At 61.9% G+C, this 21,982-nt stretch carries 21 protein-coding genes; 6 read left to right on the top strand and 15 right to left on the bottom strand.

Annotated elements, in window-relative coordinates; genetic code table 11:
• Window positions 1-20 precede the first annotated feature (20 nt).
• Complete coding sequence (locus ERD78_RS02055; RefSeq protein WP_306669758.1) at window positions 21-1,541, top strand: M48 family metalloprotease; 1,521 nt, start codon at window positions 21-23, stop codon at window positions 1,539-1,541.
• A 34-nt stretch (window positions 1,542-1,575) separates the two neighbouring features.
• On the opposite strand, the gene ERD78_RS02050 is transcribed toward ERD78_RS02055, so the two are convergent.
• The 4 genes from ERD78_RS02050 to ERD78_RS02035 all read right to left on the bottom strand — a co-directional run bounded on the left by ERD78_RS02050 (window position 1,576) and on the right by ERD78_RS02035 (window position 4,358).
• The gene (locus ERD78_RS02050; RefSeq protein WP_245152295.1) at window positions 1,576-2,667 is read right to left on the bottom strand and encodes a YheT family hydrolase; all 1,092 of its coding nucleotides are present in this window, start codon (window positions 2,665-2,667) and stop codon (window positions 1,576-1,578) included.
• Between the two features lie 8 nt (window positions 2,668-2,675).
• Window positions 2,676-3,098 carry a YybH family protein gene (locus tag ERD78_RS02045; protein ID WP_129967558.1) on the bottom strand — a complete coding sequence of 141 codons (423 nt, stop codon included), beginning with the start codon at window positions 3,096-3,098 and terminating at the stop codon, window positions 2,676-2,678.
• 43 nt (window positions 3,099-3,141) lie between these two features.
• A complete protein-coding gene (locus ERD78_RS02040) occupies window positions 3,142-3,363 on the bottom strand; it encodes a zinc-finger domain-containing protein (protein ID WP_129967557.1) in 222 nt (73 codons plus the stop codon).
• A 74-nt stretch (window positions 3,364-3,437) separates the two neighbouring features.
• A complete protein-coding gene (locus ERD78_RS02035; protein WP_129967555.1) occupies window positions 3,438-4,358 on the bottom strand; it encodes a branched-chain amino acid transaminase in 921 nt (306 codons plus the stop codon).
• Window positions 4,359-4,509: 151 nt separating this feature from the next.
• On the opposite strand from ERD78_RS02035, the gene ERD78_RS02030 reads away from it, so the two are divergent.
• The 5 genes from ERD78_RS02030 (at window position 4,510) to ftsB (ending at window position 8,852) form a co-directional block, all read left to right on the top strand.
• Entirely contained in the window at window positions 4,510-5,196 is a 687-nt protein-coding gene (locus ERD78_RS02030; protein ID WP_245152345.1) for an AzlC family ABC transporter permease, read from the top strand.
• On the top strand, window positions 5,193-5,534 hold the full coding sequence (locus ERD78_RS02025; protein ID WP_129967553.1) for an AzlD domain-containing protein: 342 nt from the start codon (window positions 5,193-5,195) through the stop codon (window positions 5,532-5,534). Before ERD78_RS02030 ends, ERD78_RS02025 begins: the two co-directional genes overlap by 4 nt.
• 109 nt (window positions 5,535-5,643) lie before the next feature.
• Complete coding sequence (locus ERD78_RS02020; RefSeq protein WP_129967552.1) at window positions 5,644-7,014, top strand: DEAD/DEAH box helicase; 1,371 nt, start codon at window positions 5,644-5,646, stop codon at window positions 7,012-7,014.
• Between the two features lie 183 nt (window positions 7,015-7,197).
• Window positions 7,198-8,484: a phosphopyruvate hydratase gene (gene eno / locus ERD78_RS02015; protein WP_129967550.1), complete on the top strand. Its 1,287-nt coding sequence runs from the start codon at window positions 7,198-7,200 to the stop codon at window positions 8,482-8,484.
• Window positions 8,485-8,525: 41 nt separating this feature from the next.
• Window positions 8,526-8,852: a cell division protein FtsB gene (ftsB, locus tag ERD78_RS02010; RefSeq protein ID WP_129967548.1), complete on the top strand. Its 327-nt coding sequence runs from the start codon at window positions 8,526-8,528 to the stop codon at window positions 8,850-8,852.
• Window positions 8,853-8,856: 4 nt separating this feature from the next.
• Here the strand turns inward: ftsB and ERD78_RS02005 are convergent, their stop codons facing one another.
• The 11 genes from ERD78_RS02005 to leuS all read right to left on the bottom strand — a co-directional run bounded on the left by ERD78_RS02005 (window position 8,857) and on the right by leuS (window position 21,811).
• The gene (locus tag ERD78_RS02005) at window positions 8,857-10,029 is read right to left on the bottom strand and encodes a TadE/TadG family type IV pilus assembly protein (protein WP_129967546.1); all 1,173 of its coding nucleotides are present in this window, start codon (window positions 10,027-10,029) and stop codon (window positions 8,857-8,859) included.
• A gap of 82 nt (window positions 10,030-10,111) precedes the next feature.
• On the bottom strand, window positions 10,112-11,023 hold the full coding sequence (gene hslO, locus ERD78_RS02000; RefSeq protein ID WP_129967545.1) for an Hsp33 family molecular chaperone HslO: 912 nt from the start codon (window positions 11,021-11,023) through the stop codon (window positions 10,112-10,114).
• 72 nt (window positions 11,024-11,095) lie between these two features.
• Window positions 11,096-12,757: an acetate--CoA ligase gene (locus tag ERD78_RS01995; protein WP_129967543.1), complete on the bottom strand. Its 1,662-nt coding sequence runs from the start codon at window positions 12,755-12,757 to the stop codon at window positions 11,096-11,098.
• 113 nt (window positions 12,758-12,870) lie between these two features.
• Entirely contained in the window at window positions 12,871-13,395 is a 525-nt protein-coding gene (locus tag ERD78_RS01990; protein ID WP_129967541.1) for an RDD family protein, read from the bottom strand.
• A 188-nt stretch (window positions 13,396-13,583) separates the two neighbouring features.
• Window positions 13,584-13,775 (bottom strand): hypothetical protein, encoded by a 192-nt coding sequence (locus ERD78_RS01985; protein WP_129967539.1) that lies wholly within the window; start codon window positions 13,773-13,775, stop codon window positions 13,584-13,586.
• Between the two features lie 163 nt (window positions 13,776-13,938).
• Complete coding sequence (locus tag ERD78_RS01980; protein WP_129967537.1) at window positions 13,939-15,594, bottom strand: THUMP domain-containing class I SAM-dependent RNA methyltransferase; 1,656 nt, start codon at window positions 15,592-15,594, stop codon at window positions 13,939-13,941.
• Window positions 15,591-16,004 (bottom strand): CopD family protein, encoded by a 414-nt coding sequence (locus ERD78_RS01975; RefSeq protein ID WP_129967535.1) that lies wholly within the window; start codon window positions 16,002-16,004, stop codon window positions 15,591-15,593. Before ERD78_RS01975 ends, ERD78_RS01980 begins: the two co-directional genes overlap by 4 nt.
• Before the next feature lie 6 nt (window positions 16,005-16,010).
• Complete coding sequence (locus ERD78_RS01970) at window positions 16,011-17,336, bottom strand: glutamate-5-semialdehyde dehydrogenase (protein ID WP_129967533.1); 1,326 nt, start codon at window positions 17,334-17,336, stop codon at window positions 16,011-16,013.
• Window positions 17,337-17,413: 77 nt separating this feature from the next.
• A complete protein-coding gene (gene holA / locus ERD78_RS01965; RefSeq protein WP_129967531.1) occupies window positions 17,414-18,475 on the bottom strand; it encodes a DNA polymerase III subunit delta in 1,062 nt (353 codons plus the stop codon).
• Window positions 18,476-18,481: 6 nt separating this feature from the next.
• Window positions 18,482-19,141, bottom strand: a complete 660-nt coding sequence (locus ERD78_RS01960; protein WP_129967529.1) for an LPS-assembly lipoprotein LptE — start codon at window positions 19,139-19,141, stop codon at window positions 18,482-18,484.
• Between the two features lie 9 nt (window positions 19,142-19,150).
• Entirely contained in the window at window positions 19,151-21,811 is a 2,661-nt protein-coding gene (gene leuS / locus ERD78_RS01955) for a leucine--tRNA ligase (RefSeq protein ID WP_129967527.1), read from the bottom strand.
• Window positions 21,812-21,982: the final 171 nt, after the last annotated feature.

Genomic DNA, 21,982 nt, shown 5'->3' with positions numbered 1-21,982 from the left:
ATGGCGGGGTCTCTGACAGGATGATGCTGATTTCCGCGCTACAAAAAAACAGGCATGCCATCCCGCTGCGATGTGCCTGTGCGGGCCTGGCCTTGTCCTTGTCCTGCATGGCCCCGGCGCAAGTGGCGGCGCAGCCGGCTGGCATTCCCAGCATGGGAGCGGCGTCCTCGGCGGAGTTGTCGCCCGCGCTGGAGCGCACGCTGGGCGATGCCATCATGGAACAGGGCCGGCGCGACCCGACCTATATCTCCGATCCCGATGTCAATCAATATCTGACATCGCTGGGACGCAAGCTGGTGGCCAATGCCCCCGGCGGAACCAGCCAGCAGATTACCGTTTTTGGTGTGCGCGACCCGCAGATCAATGCTTTCGCGCTGCCGGGCGGCTACATCGGCGTGCACAGCGGTTTGCTAGTGGCAGCGGGTTCCGAATCCGAATTGGCGGGTGTCGTGGCTCACGAAATCGGCCATGTGCTGCAGCGCCATATAGCGCGAGGCATGACGCAGCAGTCGCAGAGCAATCATGTGCTGATTGCCTCGTTGGCGGCGGCCCTGCTGGCCGCGCTGTCGGGCAGCGGCGATCTGGCCATGGGGGTTGCGGCATTCGGCCAGGCGGCTGCCGTGGATCAGCAGCTGGGTTTTTCGCGCCAGGCCGAACAGGAGGCGGACCGAGTCGGGCTCGCCATGATGAGCAAGGCGGGATTTGATCCGCAAGGCATGGTGCGCATGTTCCAGCGCCTTGGCAACGCGTCGCGCCTCAATGAAGGGCGCGGTGGCAGTGTATACACCAGCACTCACCCCTTGTCCATACAACGCCTCTCGGATATCGAGAATCGCCTTGCCGAGGCGCCTCGGGTTCGGCATCAGGATTCGGACACGTTTTGGTACGTACGGGCCAAGCTGCGGGTAATGCAGGCCGAAGGCGGGCTTGCCCAAGGATCGGCGATAGACGCACTGCGCATGGAAACGCAGGGCCAGTCGGGGGTGCAACAGGCCGCGGCATGGTACGGCCTGGCCTATGCCGCTTGGCGCAAGCGCGACATCGAAGGCGCCGACCAGGCGCTGCGAAAGGCGCAGGCGGGCGGGCGCGAGGCGCCGGAATTGGCCAGCCTGGCTGTGGAGATCGCCTTGGCTCGCGGCAATATCCAGGAGGCGCTTTCCATGGTGAATGCGGCCTGGCGCAAATGGCCTTCAAGCCAGGGACTGGCGCTCAAGCGCGCGGAGGTCATGCAAAAGGCGGGTGGCGACAAGGATATGGTCGATTTCCTGAATACCTTGATCCGCAAGTGGCCGGATATGGCCACGCTGTATAAATTGCGCGCCCAGGCCCAGGAGCGGCTGAACATGCAGGTCGAAGCGCGGCGTAGCATGGCCCAGTATTACGAAATGACGGGCGCCTTGCCCACCGCGGTCGAGCAGCTGCGCCAGGCCCGGGACATGAGCAAAGATTTCTACGTCAAGTCCGAACTGGACGTGCAGATTCGCAACCTGAAGCAACGCCTGGAGGACGATCGCGCGCTGCTTGAGCGCTTCAAGTCATGAGAAGGCGGGAAAGCGCCGTAGCAGGCATTGCCGCCTAGGGCAGCATGTCGAAGAAGCGTGCCAGCCGGTTGGGCAGCCAGCTCAGGTTGCCCGGAAAGCCGCCGGTCACGAAGCCTGCATGCCCCCCTTCGGCGGGCTGGTGCAGCAGCACGCTGGCCGAGCAGTCGCGGGATCCAGGCAGCGAGGCTTCGGGAACAAAAGGATCGTTGCGGGCATTCAGAACCAGTGCGGGAATGGCGATCTCGGAGAGATGTTGCTTGCTTGCCGCGCGCGTCCAGTAATCGAGGGCGTTCTTGTAGCCATGCATTGGCGCGGTGTAGGCATCATCGAATTCACGCAGCGTGCGCGCCTGGGACAGGCGCAGACTGTCGATGTTGCCAGGGAACCGCCTGGCTTTCTCTATGATTTTGACCTTCATGGTGCGCAGGAAGTAGCGTGAATAGAGCGCTCTGCCCAGGAATGTCTCGGACAGATGCCGTCCGCAGGCCGCCAGGTCAAGCGGCACCGATACGGCCGCACAGGCTGTCAGCGCATCGACCTGCTCACCTTGCTCGCCGATATATTTGAGCATGGCATTGCCGCCCATGGACACGCCAACGGCATGCCAGCGTGCGTCGGGCATGCGTTGACGCACGGTTTTCAGCATGAATTCGATGTCTGCAGTGTCGCCCGAATAGTAGGCGCGCGCCATGCGGTTTGGAAAACCCGAGCAACTGCGGAAATGCGCGATGACAACCGTCCAGCCCCGGGCTCGGAAATGCTGCGCAATTGCTTGCGCATAATGACTGCGGCTGCTGCCTTCAAGGCCGTGGAACAGCACCAGTGCCGGTGCGCCTGCCGGCCGTGGCAGGGCCTCCCATTCGCCCGCCTGCAGCCAGCGCCGCGCAGCGGTATGCGTCAATTGCGGATCGGGCGTGGTCATACGGCCATTGGACAGGCGATCGGGAAACAGTCCCGGGGCCGTCCAGTCGAAGTCGAGGAAGTCGCCGTCGGGCGTATCGACCCGCTCGCGCACGAAGGCAATGCGGTGATAGTTTGCGCCCAGCGCGCCGTGAAGCGTCTGTAAATGGCTGCCTGGCAGCCAGACCGGGCAGGGGCAGGGACTGGTATCTATTTGGGCTGTCACGGCCGCGTTCAATGCAAAGTGTCGGGGAAATCCTGCAGGTCGAACAGGCCTGCCTCCCGTGGCGCGTGGGACGCGTGATGCAAAGTCATTTTCCATCCTCCAGGGCCCTTCTGGAAGACGTTGGTTGTATAGCAGTGTGCTGTCTGCTCGCCTTGAGCCGTATGTACCGTTATCTGCTCGAGCAGCACATGCACGGAGGTCATGACCCCCGACATGATCATGGGGCGCAGCGGGACGATGGATACCGGGCCGTTGACGAATATCTGTTGCCAGGCGCTTTGCATGGCGTTGTGCCCTATTGTGCGCATGCCGCCAGGGTGTATGCAGACGACTTCGTCGTCATCGGCCCAGACGTTCATCATCAGGCTCAGATCTGCCTTTCTGAGGGCATCGTAGAAGGCTTGCTCTGCTTCCTGGGGCGTGGCGTACATGGCGGATGGACCTGCGGTTGAGAGATATGGCAATGCGCTGCAATCAGTGCCGTTCGTGGCCCAGGACCTTCTCGCCTTCCTTCAACTGGTAGATGGCGCCGCAATAGGGGCACAGTGTCTTGCCTGTCTGGACGACCTCGATGAATACGCGTGGGTGCATGCTCCATAGTGGCGCCTTGGGCCCGGGGCAATACAGTGGCAGATCGGAGGCATCAAGGTAGATGGTTTCGTCCTTTGGTACGACGTTGTCGGGGGCGCTGCTCATGAGATGTCCTGGTATGCGTTGGGTGTCGGTAAGGCGGCGAAAGCGGCCGGAATACTGCGGGAGGCGGCGTGGACTCAGACCTTGGTCAGCCAATGATGATATTTGGCGTTGCGGCCATTGGCGATGTCGAAGAACGCCTGCTGGATTTTGGCGGTGACAGGCCCCCGGCTGCCAGCGCCAATGACGCGGCCGTCGATTTCGCGGATGGGCGTGACCTCGGCGGCGGTGCCACTGAAGAAGGCTTCGTCGGCGATGTACAAGTCGTCTCGCGTCAGGCGCTTGGTCTGGACCGGTATGCCCAGATCGGCTGCAATGGTATGGATGGTGGACCGCGTAATGCCGGTAAGCGCCGAGGCGATTTCGGGTTCGCACAGCACGCCGTCGCGCACGATAAATATGTTTTCACCCGAACCCTCGGCGACAAAACCCTCGGTATCGAGCAAAATGGCTTCGTCGTAGCCGTGATCAAGCGCTTCGGCGTTGGCGAGTATCGAGTTGGCGTAGGTGCTGGCCACCTTGGCACGCGGCATGGTCACATTGACGTGCTGGCGAGCGTAGGACGACACCTTGACGCGTATGCCCTGTTCCAGGGCTTCCTGGCCGAGATAGGCGCCCCAGGACCAGGCTGCAATGGCCACATGTACCGTGGCACCCTTGGGCGACACGCCCATTTTTTCCGAGCCATAGAAAACCAGCGGACGTATATAGCAGGACTCCAGCTTGTTCTCGCGTACCACATCGACCTGGGCCTGATTGATGGCAGCCTGGTCGTACGGGATTTTCATCTGGTAGATGTGCGCGGAGTTGAACAGCCTGCGGGTGTGATCCTGGAGACGGAAGATGGCCGTGCCGATATCTGTGTTGTAGGCGCGCACACCCTCGAATACAGCGAGGCCGTAATGGAGGGAATGGGTGAGTACATGGGTTGTGGCGTTGCGCCAGGGTACGAGTTTGCCGTCGTACCAGATATACCCATCGAGGTCGGACATGGACATTGCAGTCTCCAGAACATGACGGGGAGATTGTACCAAGCACGGGTGGCTTACAATAGCGGTTTCCCCAGCAACCCCTCACTCGAGCAGCAGCGTAGTGCGTCCTCTCCGATATCCGTCCTGGTGGCCGGACACCGAATGCAGGCATCAGTTCATCAGTGGTTTTGCCGACGCGCGCGCAGCGCTTGTGGCAACCAGCGTGTGGGGCTTCGTCACGGGCATCGCCATGCTCCAGTCGGGGCTTACCGAGACCATGTCCACGCTCATGACGCTGCTGGTGTTCGCGGGTTCAGCCCAGCTCACGTCGTTGCCCCTTATCGCCGCCAATGAGCCGCTCTGGGTTATTTTTCTTGCGGCCACCGTCGTCAATATCCGCTTCGTCATCTTCGGAGCGGCGCTCCAGCCGTATTTTCGGCACATGTCCTGGCTGAAGCGCCTGATCCTGGGCTATCTTTCCACCGATATTTCCTTCGTGGTATTCATGGGCCGCTACGGAGAGGGCAATGACATCGGTACGCGTCGCCAGCTGTGGTACTACCTGGGTATCGTGGTAACGGGATGGTTGTCCTGGAATTTCTTCTCGCTGCTGGGCATTTTCCTGGGCACCTTCGTCCCTGCCTCCTGGTCGCTTGATTTTGCGGCCATACTGGCGTTGCTTGCCATTATCATTCCTCTGGTGCGCACGCGTCCCATGGTGGTCTGCCTGGCCGTATCGGGCGTGATCGCCTGGGTTGGCCAGCCCCTGCCGTTGCGGCTGGGACTGGTGGGCGCAGTCGTCGGCGGGGTGGCGGCCGGCGTCGTGGCTGAGCTGATGCAACAGCGAACGGGGAGGCCAGCATGACCGTCACGCCCGAGCTCGCGCACACGCTTTACGTATTGGGTGCCATCGCGCTGCTGGTCGTCAGCAGCTTTCTGACCCGGGCGACCTACTTTTTGTTCGGAGACCGCCTGCCTCTCTCCGAAGGTATGCGCCGGGCGCTGCGCTATGCCCCCACGGCCGCGCTTGCAGGCATCGTCGTGCCAGAGATACTTCCCTGGGTGGCAGGCCAGGGGCCTGTCTTCGATATTCGCATCGTGGCGGTCATTATTGCCGTCCTGCTGTTTCTGCGCACCCGCAGCGCGGTACTGATCATTGTTGGCGGTATGGTGGCCCTGTGGCTGCTCCAAGCCATTTTCTAGGCAAAACGTCGGCTTTTAACGACACCAGCGCCGCATCAGGGGCAATACCGGCTTGTCTGTCTATCTATATTCTGGCAGTGCACGGCTGGCGGGGGTAAAATTATGCGCAATGACTATCACGAATCCAGACAACAGCGCCGTATCTGTTACTTCCTTTGCCGATTTTGGTTTGCATCCCGGCCTTCTCAAGGCTGTTACAGACACCGGCTACACCACGCCCACCCCCATCCAGGCCCAGGCCATTCCCGTCGTCATGGATGGGCGAGACGTTATGGGCGCCGCACAGACCGGCACGGGCAAGACGGCGGCCTTCACGCTTCCCATTCTGCATCGGCTCATGCCGTTTGCTAATAGCAGCGCATCGCCCGCGCGCCATCCGGTGCGCGCGCTTATCCTCACACCTACCCGCGAACTGGCCGACCAGGTGTCGGAAAGCGTGGCCGCGTACAGCAAAGACGTGCCGCTGCGCTCCACGGTGGTCTTTGGCGGCGTGGATATCGGGCCGCAGCGCGACGCGCTGCGCCGTGGCTGCGAGGTCCTCATCGCCACGCCTGGGCGCCTGCTGGATCACGTCGAGCAAAAAAACGTCAATTTGGGCCAGGTGGGCATTCTGGTGCTGGACGAAGCCGATCGCATGCTCGACATGGGCTTTCTTCCCGATCTCGACCGCATCGTGCGCCTGCTGCCGGCCAAGCGCCAGGGACTGCTTTTTTCCGCCACGTTCAGCAACGAAATCCGGAAACTCGGACGCAGCTATCTGAGCAGTCCGGCTGAAATTGAAGTCGCCGCCCGCAACGCCACCGCCGATACCGTCACACAGATCGCCTATCCGCTGCAGGGTACACAAAAACGCGAAGCCGTGGTGCATCTGGTCAAGTCGCGCGGCTTCAATCAGGTCATTGTCTTCTCCAACACCAAGATCGGTACCAGCCGTCTTGCGCGTGAACTGGTGCGCGACGGTGTCAAGGCCGAATCCATCCACGGCGACAAGAGCCAGGCTGACCGCATGAAGGCGCTGGATGCCTTCAAGGCCGGCGACCTCGAAGTGCTGGTTGCCACGGACGTCGCGGCGCGTGGCCTGGACGTGGCCGGCGTGCCCTGCGTCATCAATTACGACCTGCCCCACAATGCGGAAGACTACGTCCACCGTATAGGCCGTACGGGCCGCGCCGGCAACAAGGGCGAGGCCATCGCTTTTTTCTCGCCCGACGAAGAGCGTTACCTGCTCGACATCGAGAAGCTCATCAAGTCGCGTGTGCCGCGTGGCAGCCTCGCGTTGCCGCCATCCAGCAGGCGAGGCGCTACCGGCCGGCCCGACCGGCGCGGCCATGGTGCCTACGCCACGCCCGCCAAACCGGTGGACGAGTTCTTCTACAAGCCCTACGTTCCGTCTTCGTCATCCAGCGCGGCAAGGCCTGCACCCAAGCCCGCCGCTGCTCCCCGCAAGTCGGTGGGGGTGCTGCTGGGCGGCGGGCGCTAGCCGGTCTTGCATTGCGCTTCATGCATATGGGCGGTATGCCGGCGGGCGTACCGCCCGTTTCTTGTTACCACAGGAATGCCAACCGTAAAATCTCTTTTCCTATAAACTTTATTTGCGCCCGAGGCCATGCGGCACAGGTACAATCGGGCGTTTACCAAATACATAAAGCAGGATAGTCAAGTTATGAGTGCAATCGTAGATATTATCGGACGCGAAATTCTGGACTCACGCGGCAACCCCACCGTCGAGTGTGACGTCCTGCTTGAATCGGGTGCCATGGGCCGCGCCTCCGTACCGTCGGGCGCATCCACCGGATCGCGCGAGGCAATCGAACTGCGCGACGGTGATGCTGCGCGTTACCAGGGCAAGGGCGTACTGCGCGCGGTCGAGAACCTTAATACGGAAATTTCCGAAGCGCTCATGGGCCTGGACGCACAGGAACAAACCTTTGTCGACCGCACGCTCATAGACCTCGATGGCACGGACAGCAAGAGCCGCCTCGGAGCGAATGCCATGCTTGCAGCCAGCATGGCTGTGGCGCGCGCCGCCGCAGACGACTCGGGGCTCTCCCTGTATCGCTATTTTGGCGGCAGCGGGCCGCTGCAGATGCCTGTGCCCATGATGAACGTCATCAATGGTGGCGCACATGCCAACAACACGCTTGATCTGCAGGAGTTCATGATTCTTCCGCTGGGCGCGGGCAGTTTTCGGGAAGCCTTGCGCATGGGTGCCGAGGTGTTCCATGCGCTCAAGAAAATCATCAATGGCCAGGGCATGTCCACCGCGGTGGGTGACGAGGGCGGCTTTGCGCCCAATGTCGCCAATCATGAAGCGGCCATTCAGCTCATTCTGCAAGCAATTGCCGATGCGGGGTACGAAGCGGGCTCCCAGATTGCATTGGGCCTCGACTGCGCGAGCTCCGAGTTCTACCGCGAAGGCAAGTACCACCTGGCTGGCGAGGGCGGCATTTCTCTTTCCTCTCAGGATTTTGCCAATTTGCTGGCGAACTGGTGCGATAAGTATCCCATCATCAGCATCGAAGATGGCATGGCCGAGAACGACTGGGAAGGCTGGAAGCTGCTGACCCAGCAGCTGGGCGACAAGGTGCAATTGGTTGGCGACGACTTGTTCGTCACCAATACCGCCATTCTGCGGGAAGGCATACAGCAAGGTGTTGCCAACTCCATCCTGATCAAGATCAACCAGATCGGCACGCTTACGGAAACCTTCGCCGCCATCGAGATGGCCAAGCGGGCCGGTTATACGGCCGTGATCTCTCACCGCTCCGGCGAAACCGAGGATTCCACCATAGCGGACATCGCTGTAGCAACCAACGCCATGCAGATCAAGACGGGCTCTCTGTCGCGTTCTGATCGCATGGCCAAATACAACCAGCTCTTGCGCATCGAGGAGGAGCTGGCCGAGGTTGCGTCCTATCCGGGGCGCGACGCATTCTATAACCTGCGATAAAACGCACAGCCCGGCCATGACCGGGCTGTTTCGTACCTTTCATGCGTTTGCTTTTCATTGTCCTGCTGCTTGCAACCATCCTCACCCAGTACCCGCTCTGGCTGGGAAAGGGCGGTTGGCTGCGTGTGCATGAACTCGAACACAAGGTGGCGGCGCAGAAGGAAACCAATGCGGCTTTGCTGGCGCGCAATAATGCCATGCAGGCCGAAGTACAGGATCTCAAGTCGGGCACGGCCGCCATTGAGGAGCGTGCCCGCGCGGAGCTTGGCATGATCAAGGACGGTGAAATCTATGTCCAGATCCTGTCCCCCCACGAAGAGCAGCCTCACGTTAAAACGCCCAAGATTCCTGACCGCGTAGGCAATTGACGCGTCATGCGCCTGGTATGCGGCAGCTTGGGCCTGCTTGAGGGCCTGTCTCGGCGTCTTGGACCCGGCTTGCTGGAGCCACCCATTGCCGCAGCGGGCCGTCGGCGATTCCTCTTCTCGTTTTTTCAAGCAGCATTTTGCTTTCCGTCGACGCAGCTCCCTGGGCCTCAGAAAAGGCGCTGGCTGCGGCAGCCTGTCCGCTTGCAGCATCATGCCAAGCGGCGGCCGCGCTTGCGTGGGCTGAACTCGCCATCGCCTGTGTCCCGCCGACCGTCTGTTTCCTGCCGGTGTCTGTGTGTGGGAACCGAAGCGGGCGGGCGTGCCGCTGTGACGGCAGGCCGCCGACATGGGGTTGCAATGACGTGCCCGCGCTGCCGGAATGGGCAACCACCTTCCCGGCACGTGGCAAGGGCCATGCCACCGGATGTGTGTGCATCACCAGGCTGATTTCCCGTACGATGGGCACATAGCCGTGAGCCAAGGCATGCGGGGCGTAGCCGCCATTCTTTTTGCCCAGGGGGCGCAGAATGTGTGCCGCCCATGGGGTAAGGGGAGCATGGCTATAGTTGAGACGCAGGGTCAGCGTGTTGGCCTGCAACGTGGTTTGTCCGGACGCCGGGCTTCGTCCTTCCGGCCAGCCTTGCGCCAGGCGCAGGTCGTGTTGCCGGGCGAGGTAATTGTTGTTGATGGCGGGGTGCGCTTCCGCGCCAGCGACGCGCAGGCCGCGCTCGGCGAAATCCTGGAATACGGCCGGTGTGGGGGAGAGTATTTCTATTTGCCATGCAGGTGCGGCCATGATGCGCTGGCGGCGGGCCAATGCCGCTTCAAGGTTGGTTCGTGCATGCGATGCGTGCGCATGCGTTGCATACAGCGGCAGCAGTGCATGCTCGAAGGCGCGTTCGATCACGGCCGGATTGCCATGGTTTACGATGGCGGCACGCGCGGCCTCGTGCAAGGCCATACTGAGCATGTGCCGCATTGAGTGCCAGTGCAAGGTCTCGATGCCAGCCCAGCCTAAGACCAGAAGCGCGGAGCCGGCCAGCAGGAACTCGGCCGTACCAGCGCCTTGCTGTGACATGCGGCCGCGTCGCGCGGTATCGGGTATGTGCCGCGCGGCGCAATGCGGCAAGCCGCCTTGGCGGATATGAGCTAGTGGCAATACGGAAAGCGTGACCATGCAGCCAGTCTGGCCTTATTGGGCGCCCGATGCCAGTGCATTTCCTCGGCTGGATCAAACAGCGCGGCGCATGCGGTGGCGCTCAGTGCAGGGACGAGTCGGATGCGTGGGGCCCGGGTTTTTCCACAAAAAGTCCCGCGCAATCGACCGCGTCAAAATGATAGGGCTTACCGCAGAAGTTGCACACAATCTCCACATTGCCCTCCTGGGCCAGGATTTCCTGTATCTCCTGCTGCCCCAATGTGCGCAGCATACCGGCCACTCTCTCCCGGGTGCAGGGACAGTACCAACGGACCGCCTGCGGTTCGAAGGGTTCAAGGGCTTCCTGCCAGAACAGGCGATGGATGACCTCGTCGCTGTCGAGAGCAAGGAGCTCATCGTGTTTAAGTGTGGCGGCGAGCTGTTTCAACCTGTTCCAGGTTTCGGCGCCGGCGGTCTGCTGCGCATGGCCGCCATGATCGGGCAGACGCTGCAGCAGCAGTCCCGCACTATGCTGGGCATCGGCAGCCAGCCAAAGACGTGTGTCCAATTGCTCGGAATTGCGCATATAGTCTTCAAGCACAAGGGCTACCGTATCGCCCTGAAGCGGGATGATGCCCTGATAAGGCGCCATGCCTGCTTTTTTGCCCGGATCAAGGACTACGCTAAAGCGCCCCTGGCCGTCGGCGTTCAGCAGCGTCTGTAATGTTCCGTGTTCGGGTACGGTCTTGCCTTCGCGCAGCGTGGCGGTGGCGCGTATGGTCAGCGCGGATGTGCATTCAACCACGATCAACGCGACCGGCCCTCCGCCTTGCAACTGCAGAACGAGTGTGCCGTCGAATTTTATGTTGGAGGCAAGCAGCACGGCTGCGGACGCGAGTTCGCCCAATAGCGACTGCACACAGCTCGGAAAATGCTGGTGGGCCAAGCCGGTTTGCCATGCTTCGGTCAGGCGTACCGCCTGGATGCGTGTGCTGTGATCCTGCACAAGGTATTTCTTGAAGAGGTCGCTCATTCATGGATTTTAGCCCATGGGAGCGCACCGCTTTTGCCACTTCCCACAGCGGCGGGCGCTGCGGGTGGCGTCTCACCCCGTGACGCCTGCCTGTTGTAATTCACGCGCCCGCAGGACGTGCCGGCGCAGTGTGCCGGCAGGTGTGGTGGGTAGGCTGTCGACGAACTCGATTTCGCGTGGCGTCTGGTAGGACGCCAATTGATGCCTGACATATGCTTGCAGTTCAGCTTGCAGGGCGCCGTCATTTTCGTGATGGGCGTTAGGGGCCAGCACAACATAGGCCTTTACGGATGCACCATGATTCGGATCGGGCTTGGCGACGACCGCCGCGCCCGCCACGGCCGCATGGGTAAGCAGGCAATCCTCTATGGCTGCCGGTCCCACGCGATGGCCGGAAACCCGGAATACATCATCGCGGCGGCCGGCATGCCAGTAGTAGCCATCCGTGTCGAGGGATGCCAGGTCTCCGGTAAGGTACCAGTCGCCGCTAAAAGCCGATTGCGTATCCTCCGGCCGGTTCCAATAAGCCAGAAAGAGTGATGGATCGGCATGGCCGTGGCTGTCGCGCCGATGCACGGCGATTTCACCGACGACACCGGCTCGGCATGGGCGTCCGCGATTATCGAGCAGGGCAATCTGATGGCCAGGTATGACCCGACCCATGCTGCCCGGGCGCGCAGGCCATCTGCCCGCACTGTTGCCGATGACGCATCCTGTTTCGGCCAGCCCATAAACCTCATTCGGTGTCACGCCCAGCGCCTTGGCGCACCAGTCGAAATTGCTGACGCTCAACGATTCGCCGCCCACGGCCAAGGCCCGGAGTGTAAGCATATGATCCTGCCTGGGGGCGGGGAACTGTGCGGCCAACTCGCGCAGCATGGCGGGTGACACAAAGGCGTTGGTGATGCGGTACCGCGCCAGGATTTCAAGAACGCGCGCCGGCGGGTAGCCGCCCTGCGCGCCAACAACGGCATGGCCGAAATAAAGCGCTGGCAATATGCCATTCAGCAGGCCTGCATTGCTGGCCCATTCCAGGGGGGTCCAGAAAATATCACCCTTCAGGGGAAACCAGTTCTGGGATGCAACGAAGCCGGGCAGGCTGCCCAGCAAGGCCGAATGCGGCAAAAGCACACCTTTCGGTGCGCCGGTTGCGCCAGAGGTGTACAGCAACAGCGCGGCGCTGTCTGACCGTGTGGCAACGTCCCTGAACGTGCTGGGTTGCCGCGCCAGTAGTGTGCGCCAGGACATCACGGCCTCGTGCGCAAAATCGAGCGCCACGATCTGGGACAGGGCAGGGCAGCGGGCTTGGGCCGCAAGCACGCTGGCGCCGCTTTCGGTATCGACGATGGCTACGCGCGCACCTGCATCCTGCAGACGGGAGGCAATGCTGTCGACCGGCAGGCCCGAAGCCAAAGGCGTGGCGACGGCACCCACGCTGAAGGCTGCCATGCAGGCGGCGATGGCCTCCGGGCGCTGGTCCATGGCGATAGCCACGCGGTCGCCGGGCTGCACGCCCATTTTGATCAATCCGTTGGCCAGTTGACGCGTGGTCTCGGCCAGGCGCGTGTAAGTCCAGATACTTCGAATACCCGCGGCATCTTCATGGTATATGGCGATGCGCCTGCCCTCCACGGAATTCTCGGCCCAGCGGTGCACACACGCCTGCGCGATATTGAACTGGGAGGGAATCAACCACTGGAATGTCTGGTAAAGCTCCGGATATTGATCGTTCATTATGGTCTGGGTTCGACTTGGCCTGATGGGCGCGAGCTTCTGTACCCCGAAGCATGAACGACAAGCGGAAACTGTGCAATCCCTGGGTCCCAGAAATGGGGACACACTAGGGTTTATACGGATGCGTGCTGCTGCTTGGGCGCATCGACCAGGCGGGTGCCCAGCAAGCGGTCGTGAACGAACTGGCCGTCGGGGTCGAACCAGGCCCAGATGAAGCCCGCGAAAGGCGCGAAGACAATGAACATGTCAGTCGAGCTATAGCCAGTCGCCTGTGCCGCGGCCATCACGATCTGGGCTGCAATGAGCGGGAGCGGCCAGGCGAGCAGGTAGCGCAGGATGAGCACATGCAGGGGGGGGATACCGCCGTGGCGGTCAATAAGCCTGATATGCCATGTTTTCATGGGCAGCGTCTGGCCCTTGAGGCGCCAGCAGATGACGAAATAAAGGCCAATGGCAAAGAAGAGCACACCTTGGCGCACATGACGCAGCATGAGCGCATTGCGGCTGTCGGTGAGCACGTCGAAAACCAGGCCGGCCAGGAAGACGACGCCAAAGAGCAGGACGCCTTCGTACATCATGCAGGCCAACCGCCGGCGCCGGCTGACAAGAGAAGGTGCTGCGGGAGAGATATGGGGCATCGCGATGGCGGGTTGGGTGGACGCAACGCGCTATTATGCTGCAATTTTCTGGAAGCCGTTGCGGCTTTGCCTTCACGCTGCCTAGTGATGGACGGAAAAAATAAAAGACCGCCCTTGCCGGAGCGGTCTTGCGGCGCAGCGAACAACTGCGCGAAATGCTTACCCCCTGTCGAAGGAGGGCAAGCGAATCAGCCTGCGTGCTCGACAGTGCGGGGAGCAATGGCGGCGGGAGCAGCCTTGTGCGCCGAACCGGAGATCTTCGCGAAGAGGTTCTTCAGGGCAACCATGGGCTTGAAGCGAAACTGCTCTTCAATGGCTTGCTGCATGAGTTGGCGTTCGAGTTCGTCGGTAAGACGGATGTCTGCGGGGATGTGTGTCATGGCTTTGCCTTCTTGCACAATATTGAACGTTTCGTTCATTAATAAGGGTTAACCCGAATTATAGGGTAAACCCCGAATGAAGGCAAGTTTTTGTTGCGCCGCCGCATCACCGCGCGGCGCGAACCGGGGTACGCGCATGTACTGGATGAGGTGCGACCGCGGTTCAGCGTTGCCGGTAGCCGGCCTGCACCATATCGAAGCTGAAGAGACGGCAGTCCAGGGCGCCGTTGTGCAGCGGCCATCGCCGCAGAGGCTTGAGCCGCAGCAGCTTGGGCAGATCCAGATCGCTGGAGATGACGTTGATCCGCCAGCCACTGTAATGCTGCTTCAGATTGGAAGACCAGTCCGCCCAAAGAGAGGTGTCTTCGGGTAAGCGCTCTCCATAGGGGGGATTGCTCACCACCCAGCCAGGAAGTTCTGTGTCGGGGACGACGCTGCGCGCATCGCCGGTTTCGAAGCGGATGGTGTCGGGCGTGAGCCACGCCCGCTCCAGATTGGCCTTGGCCGCATCGACGGCGCGCGGGTCCAGGTCGTAGCCCATGAGCGGTGTTTCAAGCCGTGTGGCTATATGGCTGCGCGCCTCATCCTTTAGGTCTCGCCAGTGGCGCGCATCGTGATTGCGCAGGCGTTCGAAGCCGAATGGACGCCAGATTCCCGCAGGAACGCCAAGGGCGATCCACGCCGCTTCGATAAGAATGGTGCCGCTGCCGCAGAAGGGATCCATCAGGGGGCGGGCGGGGTCCCAGCCTGAAAGGGCCAACAGGCCGGCGGCCAGGTTTTCGCGCAGAGGCGCCTCTCCTTTGTCAAGACGCCAGCCGCGCTTGAATAACGACTCGCCGGATGAATCCAGATACAGCGTAGCGGTGGATTCATCCAGAAAAAGATGGACTCGTGCGTCAGGACGGACGGTATCGATATCCGGCCGCGCTCCTTCGCGTTCCCGCAGCCGGTCGCAGATGCCATCCTTGGTCCGCAAATTGCAGTATTGCAGGCTTTGCATCGGGCTGCGAATGGCGGAGGTGTCCACGCGTAAGGTGTGTTCGGGTCCGAACCATTGTTCCCAGGGCGTATCCAGGGCCAGCGCAAAGATGTCGTCCTCAGTGCGAATCGGCCCATGGGCGACTTGTACCAGTATTCTCGTTGCCAGGCGCGAATACAGATTGGCGCGCAATACGCCCGTCCAGTTGGTGTGGAAACGGCACCCAGCGCGAGATGTCTCCGCATCCTCGAAACCCAGAGCCTGCAGCTCGGCGGCAAGCGCGTCTTCCAGACCGTGTGGGCAGGAGGCGAATAGCACGTGGATTTCGCTGCGGCGCGTGGCGGTGCCCCGACGCCGCTGGCGGTCGGTGTCGCGTCGACTTATCTTGATGGCGTGCCCGCCTCGCTCGACCTCGCGCGTCACGATCTCGTCGTTCTGCCTCGGCGCGGCAGCACCTGCACGGCCAGATGGTTCCGCGCGGCGGCGTTGCCTGGCGCCTTCGGCATGGGATGGGCCGCCAGGCGCCTGCCTGGAGGGTGCTTCGGTGGAACGCGCCTGCCTGGCGCTGGCCTTGGCGGCGCGCGGATGCGCACGGGCCGCCTGTTCATTGGCTTCGGTATGCGTTCGCCCGGCGCGGCGCTTGCCTTGATCCGTTGTGCCGGGGCGGGCAGGGGTTGCGGGTGTGCTGTCCTTGTCCCATTCGCGCCGGGCCACCTGGCGCGCGCGCGCGCCGGCACGCTTGCGTTTCTCGCCGTCCGCCGTGCGGTTTGCCTGTGGCTTGTTCTTGAGGGTCAGCGTCTTGCTGGTTTCGCCGCCCTGTTTTTCATGTTTTTCGCTCATGGTCGCACGACGACAAGAATAAGAACAGCCAGCAGCAGGATGACCGGAATTTCATTGAACCAGCGGTAGTAACGTGAGCCGTGGCGCTGGATGCCTCGCTCGAATGCCTTGAGCAGGCGCCCGCAGTACAAATGATAGGCAACCAGCAGGATCACGACGCCCAGCTTGGCATGCATCCAGCCTTGGCCCCGACCCAGCCCGTAACCCATGAACAGCCATAGGCCCAGTGCTATGGCCAGCACGGCCAGGGGCGTCATGAATCGGTACAGGCGCTGCGCCATGCCCAATAGGCGTTGCAGTGCCTGCGGATGTGTTTCTTCGGCCAGATTGACGAAAATTCGCGGCAGGTAGAAAAGCCCGGCGAACCAGGACGTAACGAAGAGAATATGAAAAGCCTTGACCCAAAGCATGGTGCGTCAGCCGCGCAGCTGCCCGTTTCCGGACAGCACCCACTTGAGCGTCGTGAGACCTTCCAGGCCGACGGGGCCGCGCGCGTGAAGTCGATTGGTGGATATGCCAATCTCGGCACCGAGACCGTATTCGAAACCGTCCGCAAAACAGGTGGGCAGGTTGACGTAGACAGAACTCGAATCGACCTCGCGCTGGAACCGGGTGGCGGCGGCCAGATCTTCGGTAATAATGGATTCGGTATGCTCCGAGCTGTAGCGCGCAATATGGTCCATGGCCTGGTCCAGGCTGTCTACGACCCGTACGGCAAGGATGGGCGCGAGGAATTCGGTTTCCCAGTCTTCCTCGGTCGCGGGGGTTGCCTGGGGTATCCGTGCGCAGGTACGTTCGCAGCCGCGCAGGGACACGTCTTTTGCCAGCAGCGTTGCGGCGATGCGGGGAAGAAATGTTTCCGCCACATCGGCATGGACAAGCAGCGTTTCCACGGCGCCGCATATGCCGTAGCGGTAGGTTTTTGCGTTGTCCACCACATCATGCGCCGTATCGAGGTCGGCTGCACGGTCGACATAGATATGGCAGTTGCCGTCCAAGTGCTTGATGAGCGGCACGCGCGCCTCGGCGGATAGCCGTGCGATGAGTCCTTTGCCGCCGCGTGGGACGATGACGTCGATATAGTCGGTCATGGTGACCATTTCGCCAACGGCTGCGCGATCGGTGGTGCCGACCACTTGTACCGCATGCGCGGGTAAGCCAGCGCAGGCCAGCCCCTGGCCGATGATATCGCCAAGCGCGAGGTTGGAATGAAAGGCTTCGCTGCCGCCTCGCAGGATGGTGGCGTTGCCTGATTTGAGACAGAGCGCGGCTGCGTCTATCGTGACATTGGGGCGTGATTCGTAAATGATGCCGATGACGCCCAGGGGAACCCGCATTTGCGCGACGCGCATGCCGTTGGGCCGCAGCGTGCTTGCCGTGGTGCTGCCGACGGGGTCGGGCATGTCGGCGATTTGCAGCAAGCCCGCCGCCATGGTGTCCAACGCCTTGTCGGAGAGCCGGAGCCGGTCAAGCAGCGCCGGTTCAAGACCATTGCGCTGTGCGGCGGACAGATCTCGGGTGTTTTCGGCTTTCAGGTTTTCGCGCTGCTCGCCAAGAAGGCGGGCCATTGCGCGCAGCGCCTGGGCCTTGGCCTGGCCAGAGGCATTGCGCATGCGGCGAGCTGCGTCGCGGGCCTGCCGCCCTAGCGTCTGCATGCTGGCCGTCTGGGAGGCGGGCAAGCCGCTGCCTTTGTGGGCGGTTTGCGTGTCGCGAATGGCTTGGCTGGCGGTGGGCGTGTTCATGGTGATTGGGGATGTGGCAGTCCAATATGGCATTATCTCAGCATTTGGCCGCGTGTGCCGGACGGGCTCGGCTGCGGTCACGCGCGCTGGCGCGGTCGGGCCGCCGCCACACGCAATGTCAGGCGGCGGATCTCTTCCCATGGGTCGGCGAGTCGTCCAGGGGTCTTGAGGCCTTTGATAAGCCGGTCGATATCGTGTGCCTGCTGCACCGCGCCAGCCCAGAGACGTGCGGGTACGCGTCCCAGGGCCTGGCGCAGCAGTTGTTCGCGTGCGCCAAATACGCGTTGACGCCGCATTTCGCCGCCCAGATCGCGGCCAGCCTGCTGCGCCGCCGACAGGCGCGCCAAGACGCGCACCTCGTCGCCTACCGCCCACAGGACGAGCGGCAGCGCCTCACCCTCGGCACGCAGGCCGTCCAGAATCGTCAGCGCCCTGGCCGCGTTTCCCGAGAGCATGGCGTCGCGCAGCCCAAACACGTCATAGCGCGCGACATTGAGCACGGCGCGCTCCACGTCCTGAGCGCTGAGGCTGCCTTCGGGATAGAGCAGGCCCAGCTTTTGGACTTCCTGGAATGCGGCCAGGAGATTGCCTTCGACTTTGTCGGCCATCCATTCGAGCGTTTCGCGATCGAGTTGCTGCCCCTGGCGAGCCAGGCGCTGGGCAATCCATCGCGGCAGGGCGCCGCGGTCTATGGTGGGTACTTCGACACTGACGCCGGCGGCAAACAGCGCTTGCGACCATTTCGCGCTGCGGGTGGCCTTGTCAAGACGAGGGAGGTTAATTATGACCATGGTGTCGGTCAGGCCGCCATCCTGAGCTAGTGCGGCGAGCCGCGTGAGCGTATCTGCCCCGGTCTTGCCCGGCTTGCCCGAGGGTACGGCCAGATCGACCAGTCGACGGTCGCCGAAAAGCGAAACGTTCTGAATTGCGCCTGTGACGCTGGACCAGTCACCCCGCGCATCCAGGCTCAGGCTGACGCGCTCGGCGTAGCCGCCACGCGCTGCGGCGGCACGCAGCGCATCGCTGGCTTCAATGGCCAGCAGGGGCTCGTCGCCGGAGATGATATACAGCGGCTCCAACCGCGGCGATGCGCCGGCAAGTTGTCCGATGAGACTGTCGGCATCGACGCGGCGCGCCATACCGGTTTATTCCAGTCCCATGCCGGGCATGAGGCCAGGCTGGGACCATGGCGTGGGCGTTTCGGGTTCCTGCGCGGGGGCGCCGGAAGGCGGCTCCTCGGCCATGGGTAGGTTTGCGGGGTTGGCAAATGCTTCGACCACATCAGGGGCGGACAGATGCCGCACAATGCGGTCGATGAGCGACTTGCGCATGTCCTTGAACACGGTTGTTATTTCGCTTTGCTTGGCCTGCACCACAGTGGCGTCGTAGGGTATTTCTCTCGTAACGAAAAGCGTCGTGGGCGGCAGGGCTAGCCGGCCTTTGGCGTCGGTAAGCTGGAAGGTGAACTGGAGGTTGAGTTCGTATTCCTCGACGCGGCCTTGCGGATCGAGCGATAGCTCGCGCAGGAACTGTTTATTGCTTAGCTGAGTGAGCACGGCCTGCGCTTCGCTGCTGCTGCCGACGAAGCGCGTGTTGGGTGAGCTGGCCGTGATGGCGCGCCTGAGGTTCGCGCCGAATTCGCTGTTTTCCGAGATGTTGGTATACAGCGTGTCAAAAGGTAGCGGGGCAACGCCCTTGAGCCGGAATCCGCAACTGGCCAGCATGATGCACAGCGCTGCGCACAGCAGGATGCGCAGCCAAGCCGGAGCGAATATCGAGGGTCTTTGAAGGGCGTATAAGTACATGGAGGGATTTTATCCGACAACGTTGACGAGTTTGCCCGGCACGACAATGATTCGTTTCGGGGTACGCCCTTCAAGAAAGCGTGCTACAGACTCATGCGCGGCCGCGGCCTGTTCGATCTGCCCGCGCGCGGCATCGCTGGCGACCCTGAGCGCGCCGCGCAGCTTGCCATTCACCTGGAGCACGAGCTCTATCTCGTCGGTCATCAGCGCCTGCTCATCCACCGCGGGCCAGGCGGCGTCGAGCATGTCGCCATGCACGGCCTCATAGCCAAGATTCAGCCAGAGCTGCCACGTGATGTGCGGCACAATGGGATACAGAATACGCAGCAATATGGAAGTGGTTTCCGCCAGGGCCCGCTGGTCGGCGGGGTTGCTTGCATCGAGATCGGCCGATTCAAGCGCATTCAGCATCTTCATGCTGGTCGATACGACTGTGTTGTATTGGATGCGCTGATAATCGTAATCGGCCACCTTGAGCAGGGTATGGACCTCGAGGCGCAGCGTGCGGGCAGCTTCCGAGGCTTGGGCCCAGTTTGCGTCGCTGCGCACGCCCGCCGAGATAGCGGCCTGCCGGGCATGGCAAAAAGCCCACAGCCGACGCAGGTAGCGATTGGCGCCCTCCACCCCCGACGCCGACCATTCCAGGGTTTGTTCGGGCGGGCTTGCAAACATGACGAACAGGCGCGCGGTGTCCGCCCCCATGGCATCGATGAGCGATTGCGGATCAACGCCGTTGTTCTTGGACTTGGACATCGTGCCGATGCCGCCATAGTTCACCTGCGATCCGTCGGATAGCAGCTTGGCGCCCACGATGGCGCCTTTCGCGTCGACGATGTTCTCGACCTCTTCGGGCCAGAAATACTCGATGCCTCCCTGGGCATTCTTGCGGAAATAGATATGGTTCAGCACCATGCCCTGGCACAGCAGGCGGGTGAAGGGTTCGTCGAACTTGACCAGGCCAAGGTCGCGCATCACGCGCGTCCAGAACCGGGCGTAAAGCAGGTGCAGTACCGCATGCTCGATGCCGCCGATGTACTGGTCCATCGGCATCCAGTAGTCGTTGCGTTCGTCGACCATGGCGTTGCCATTGCCTGGCGAGGTGTAGCGCATGAAATACCACGACGAGTCGACGAAGGTATCCATGGTATCGGTTTCACGGCGGGCGGCCTTGCCGCACTTCGGGCAGGCGCACGCCAGGAAGCCCTCGTTCTTGGCGAGCGGGTTGCCTGTGCCGTCGGGTATGAGATCGTCGGGCAGGACTACGGGGAGATCCTGTTCAGGCACTGGCACCGGGCCGCAATCGGGACAATGGATGATAGGGATGGGTGTGCCCCAGTAGCGCTGGCGGGAGATGCCCCAGTCGCGCAGGCGGTAAGTGGTCTGTTTTTCTCCCAGGCCGATGGCGGCAAGGTCGGCGGCAACCGCGTCCACTGCCTGTCGGGTGCTCAGGCCATCGTATTTGCCTGAGTTGATAGTGCGGCCTTGCTGCTTGTCGCCGTACCAGTCTTGCCATTGTTCGGTGGAGTAGGCTTTGCCTTCGATGCCTATGACATCGACGATAGGCAGGCCGTATTTGCGCGCAAAGGCGAAGTCGCGCTCGTCGTGGCCAGGTACGCCCATGACAGCGCCGTCGCCGTAGGTCATAAGCACGTAGTTGCCCACCCACACATCGACAGGCATGCCGGTCAGCGGATGCGTGACGCTCAGGCCGGTGGGCATGCCTTCTTTTTCACGTGTGGCAAGCTCGGCCTCTGTAGTGCCACCCTGTTTGCAGGCTTCGATGAAGGCGGCCAGCGCGGGATTGGACTGCGCGGCGTGCGTGGCTAAGGGATGCTCGGGTGCGACGGCACAGAAGGTGACGCCCATGATGGTATCGGCGCGTGTTGTGAACACATACATGCGGCCATCCTGGATGAGGGCGCCGCTACTGTCATGGATATCGTGAGTGAACGCGAAGCGCACGCCTTCGCTCTTGCCTATCCAGTTTTCCTGCATGAGGCGCACACGCTCCGGCCAGCCCGGCAAGCCGTTCTGAACTTGTTGGAGAAGCTCTTCGGCATAGTCGGTGATGCGCAGGTAATATCCTGGAATCTCGCGCTTTTCGACGGTCGCGCCTGAGCGCCAGCCGCGACCGTCGATGACCTGCTCATTGGCGAGAACGGTGTTGTCGACAGGGTCCCAGTTGACAACTTGCGTCTTTCGGTAGGCGATACCTTTTTCCAGCATCTTGAGAAAGAGCCATTGATTCCATTTGTAGTACTCGGGGTCGCAGGCGCACATTTCCCTCGACCAGTCGATGGCGAGACCCATGGATTTCATCTGCTTCTTCATGTAAGCGATGTTGTCGTACGTCCACTTCGCCGGCGGCACCTGCGATTTGATGGCGGCGTTCTCGGCCGGCATGCCGAAGGCGTCCCAGCCCATGGGCATGAGGACGTTGTAGCCGCGCATGCGTAATTGGCGCGCCATCATGTCATTGATGGTGTAGTTTCGCACGTGGCCCATATGGAGCTTGCCGCTGGGGTAGGGAAGCATTGAACACGCGTAGAACTTGGGCTTGGGCGAGCCGTCGGGATTCTTGGCGTTTTCAGTGACGCGGTAGGCGTCGCGGGCATCCCAGTTTTGATGAGCGGCTTGTTCGACGTCGGAGGGGCTGTAGCGTTCCTGCATGGGGCGATCGTGAGGGTGTGGATTGTGTAAACCAGCCATTATAGGCTGGCAGGAAGCAAAGAGGGTGGTGACGACTGCCTGTTGCGCATGGAATAGGCCTGTGCCTGGCGCCTGGTCGGCAGAGGCAGACTGAGCGGTAGGCAAAAATAAACCCCGCATGCAGCGGGGTTG

It is taken from the genome of Allopusillimonas soli, assembly GCF_004153445.1.
Classification (GTDB): domain Bacteria; phylum Pseudomonadota; class Gammaproteobacteria; order Burkholderiales; family Burkholderiaceae_B; genus Allopusillimonas; species Allopusillimonas soli.
The sequence above is the reverse complement of the archived record's forward strand: the minus strand, read 5'-3'. Positions and strand labels throughout refer to the sequence as shown.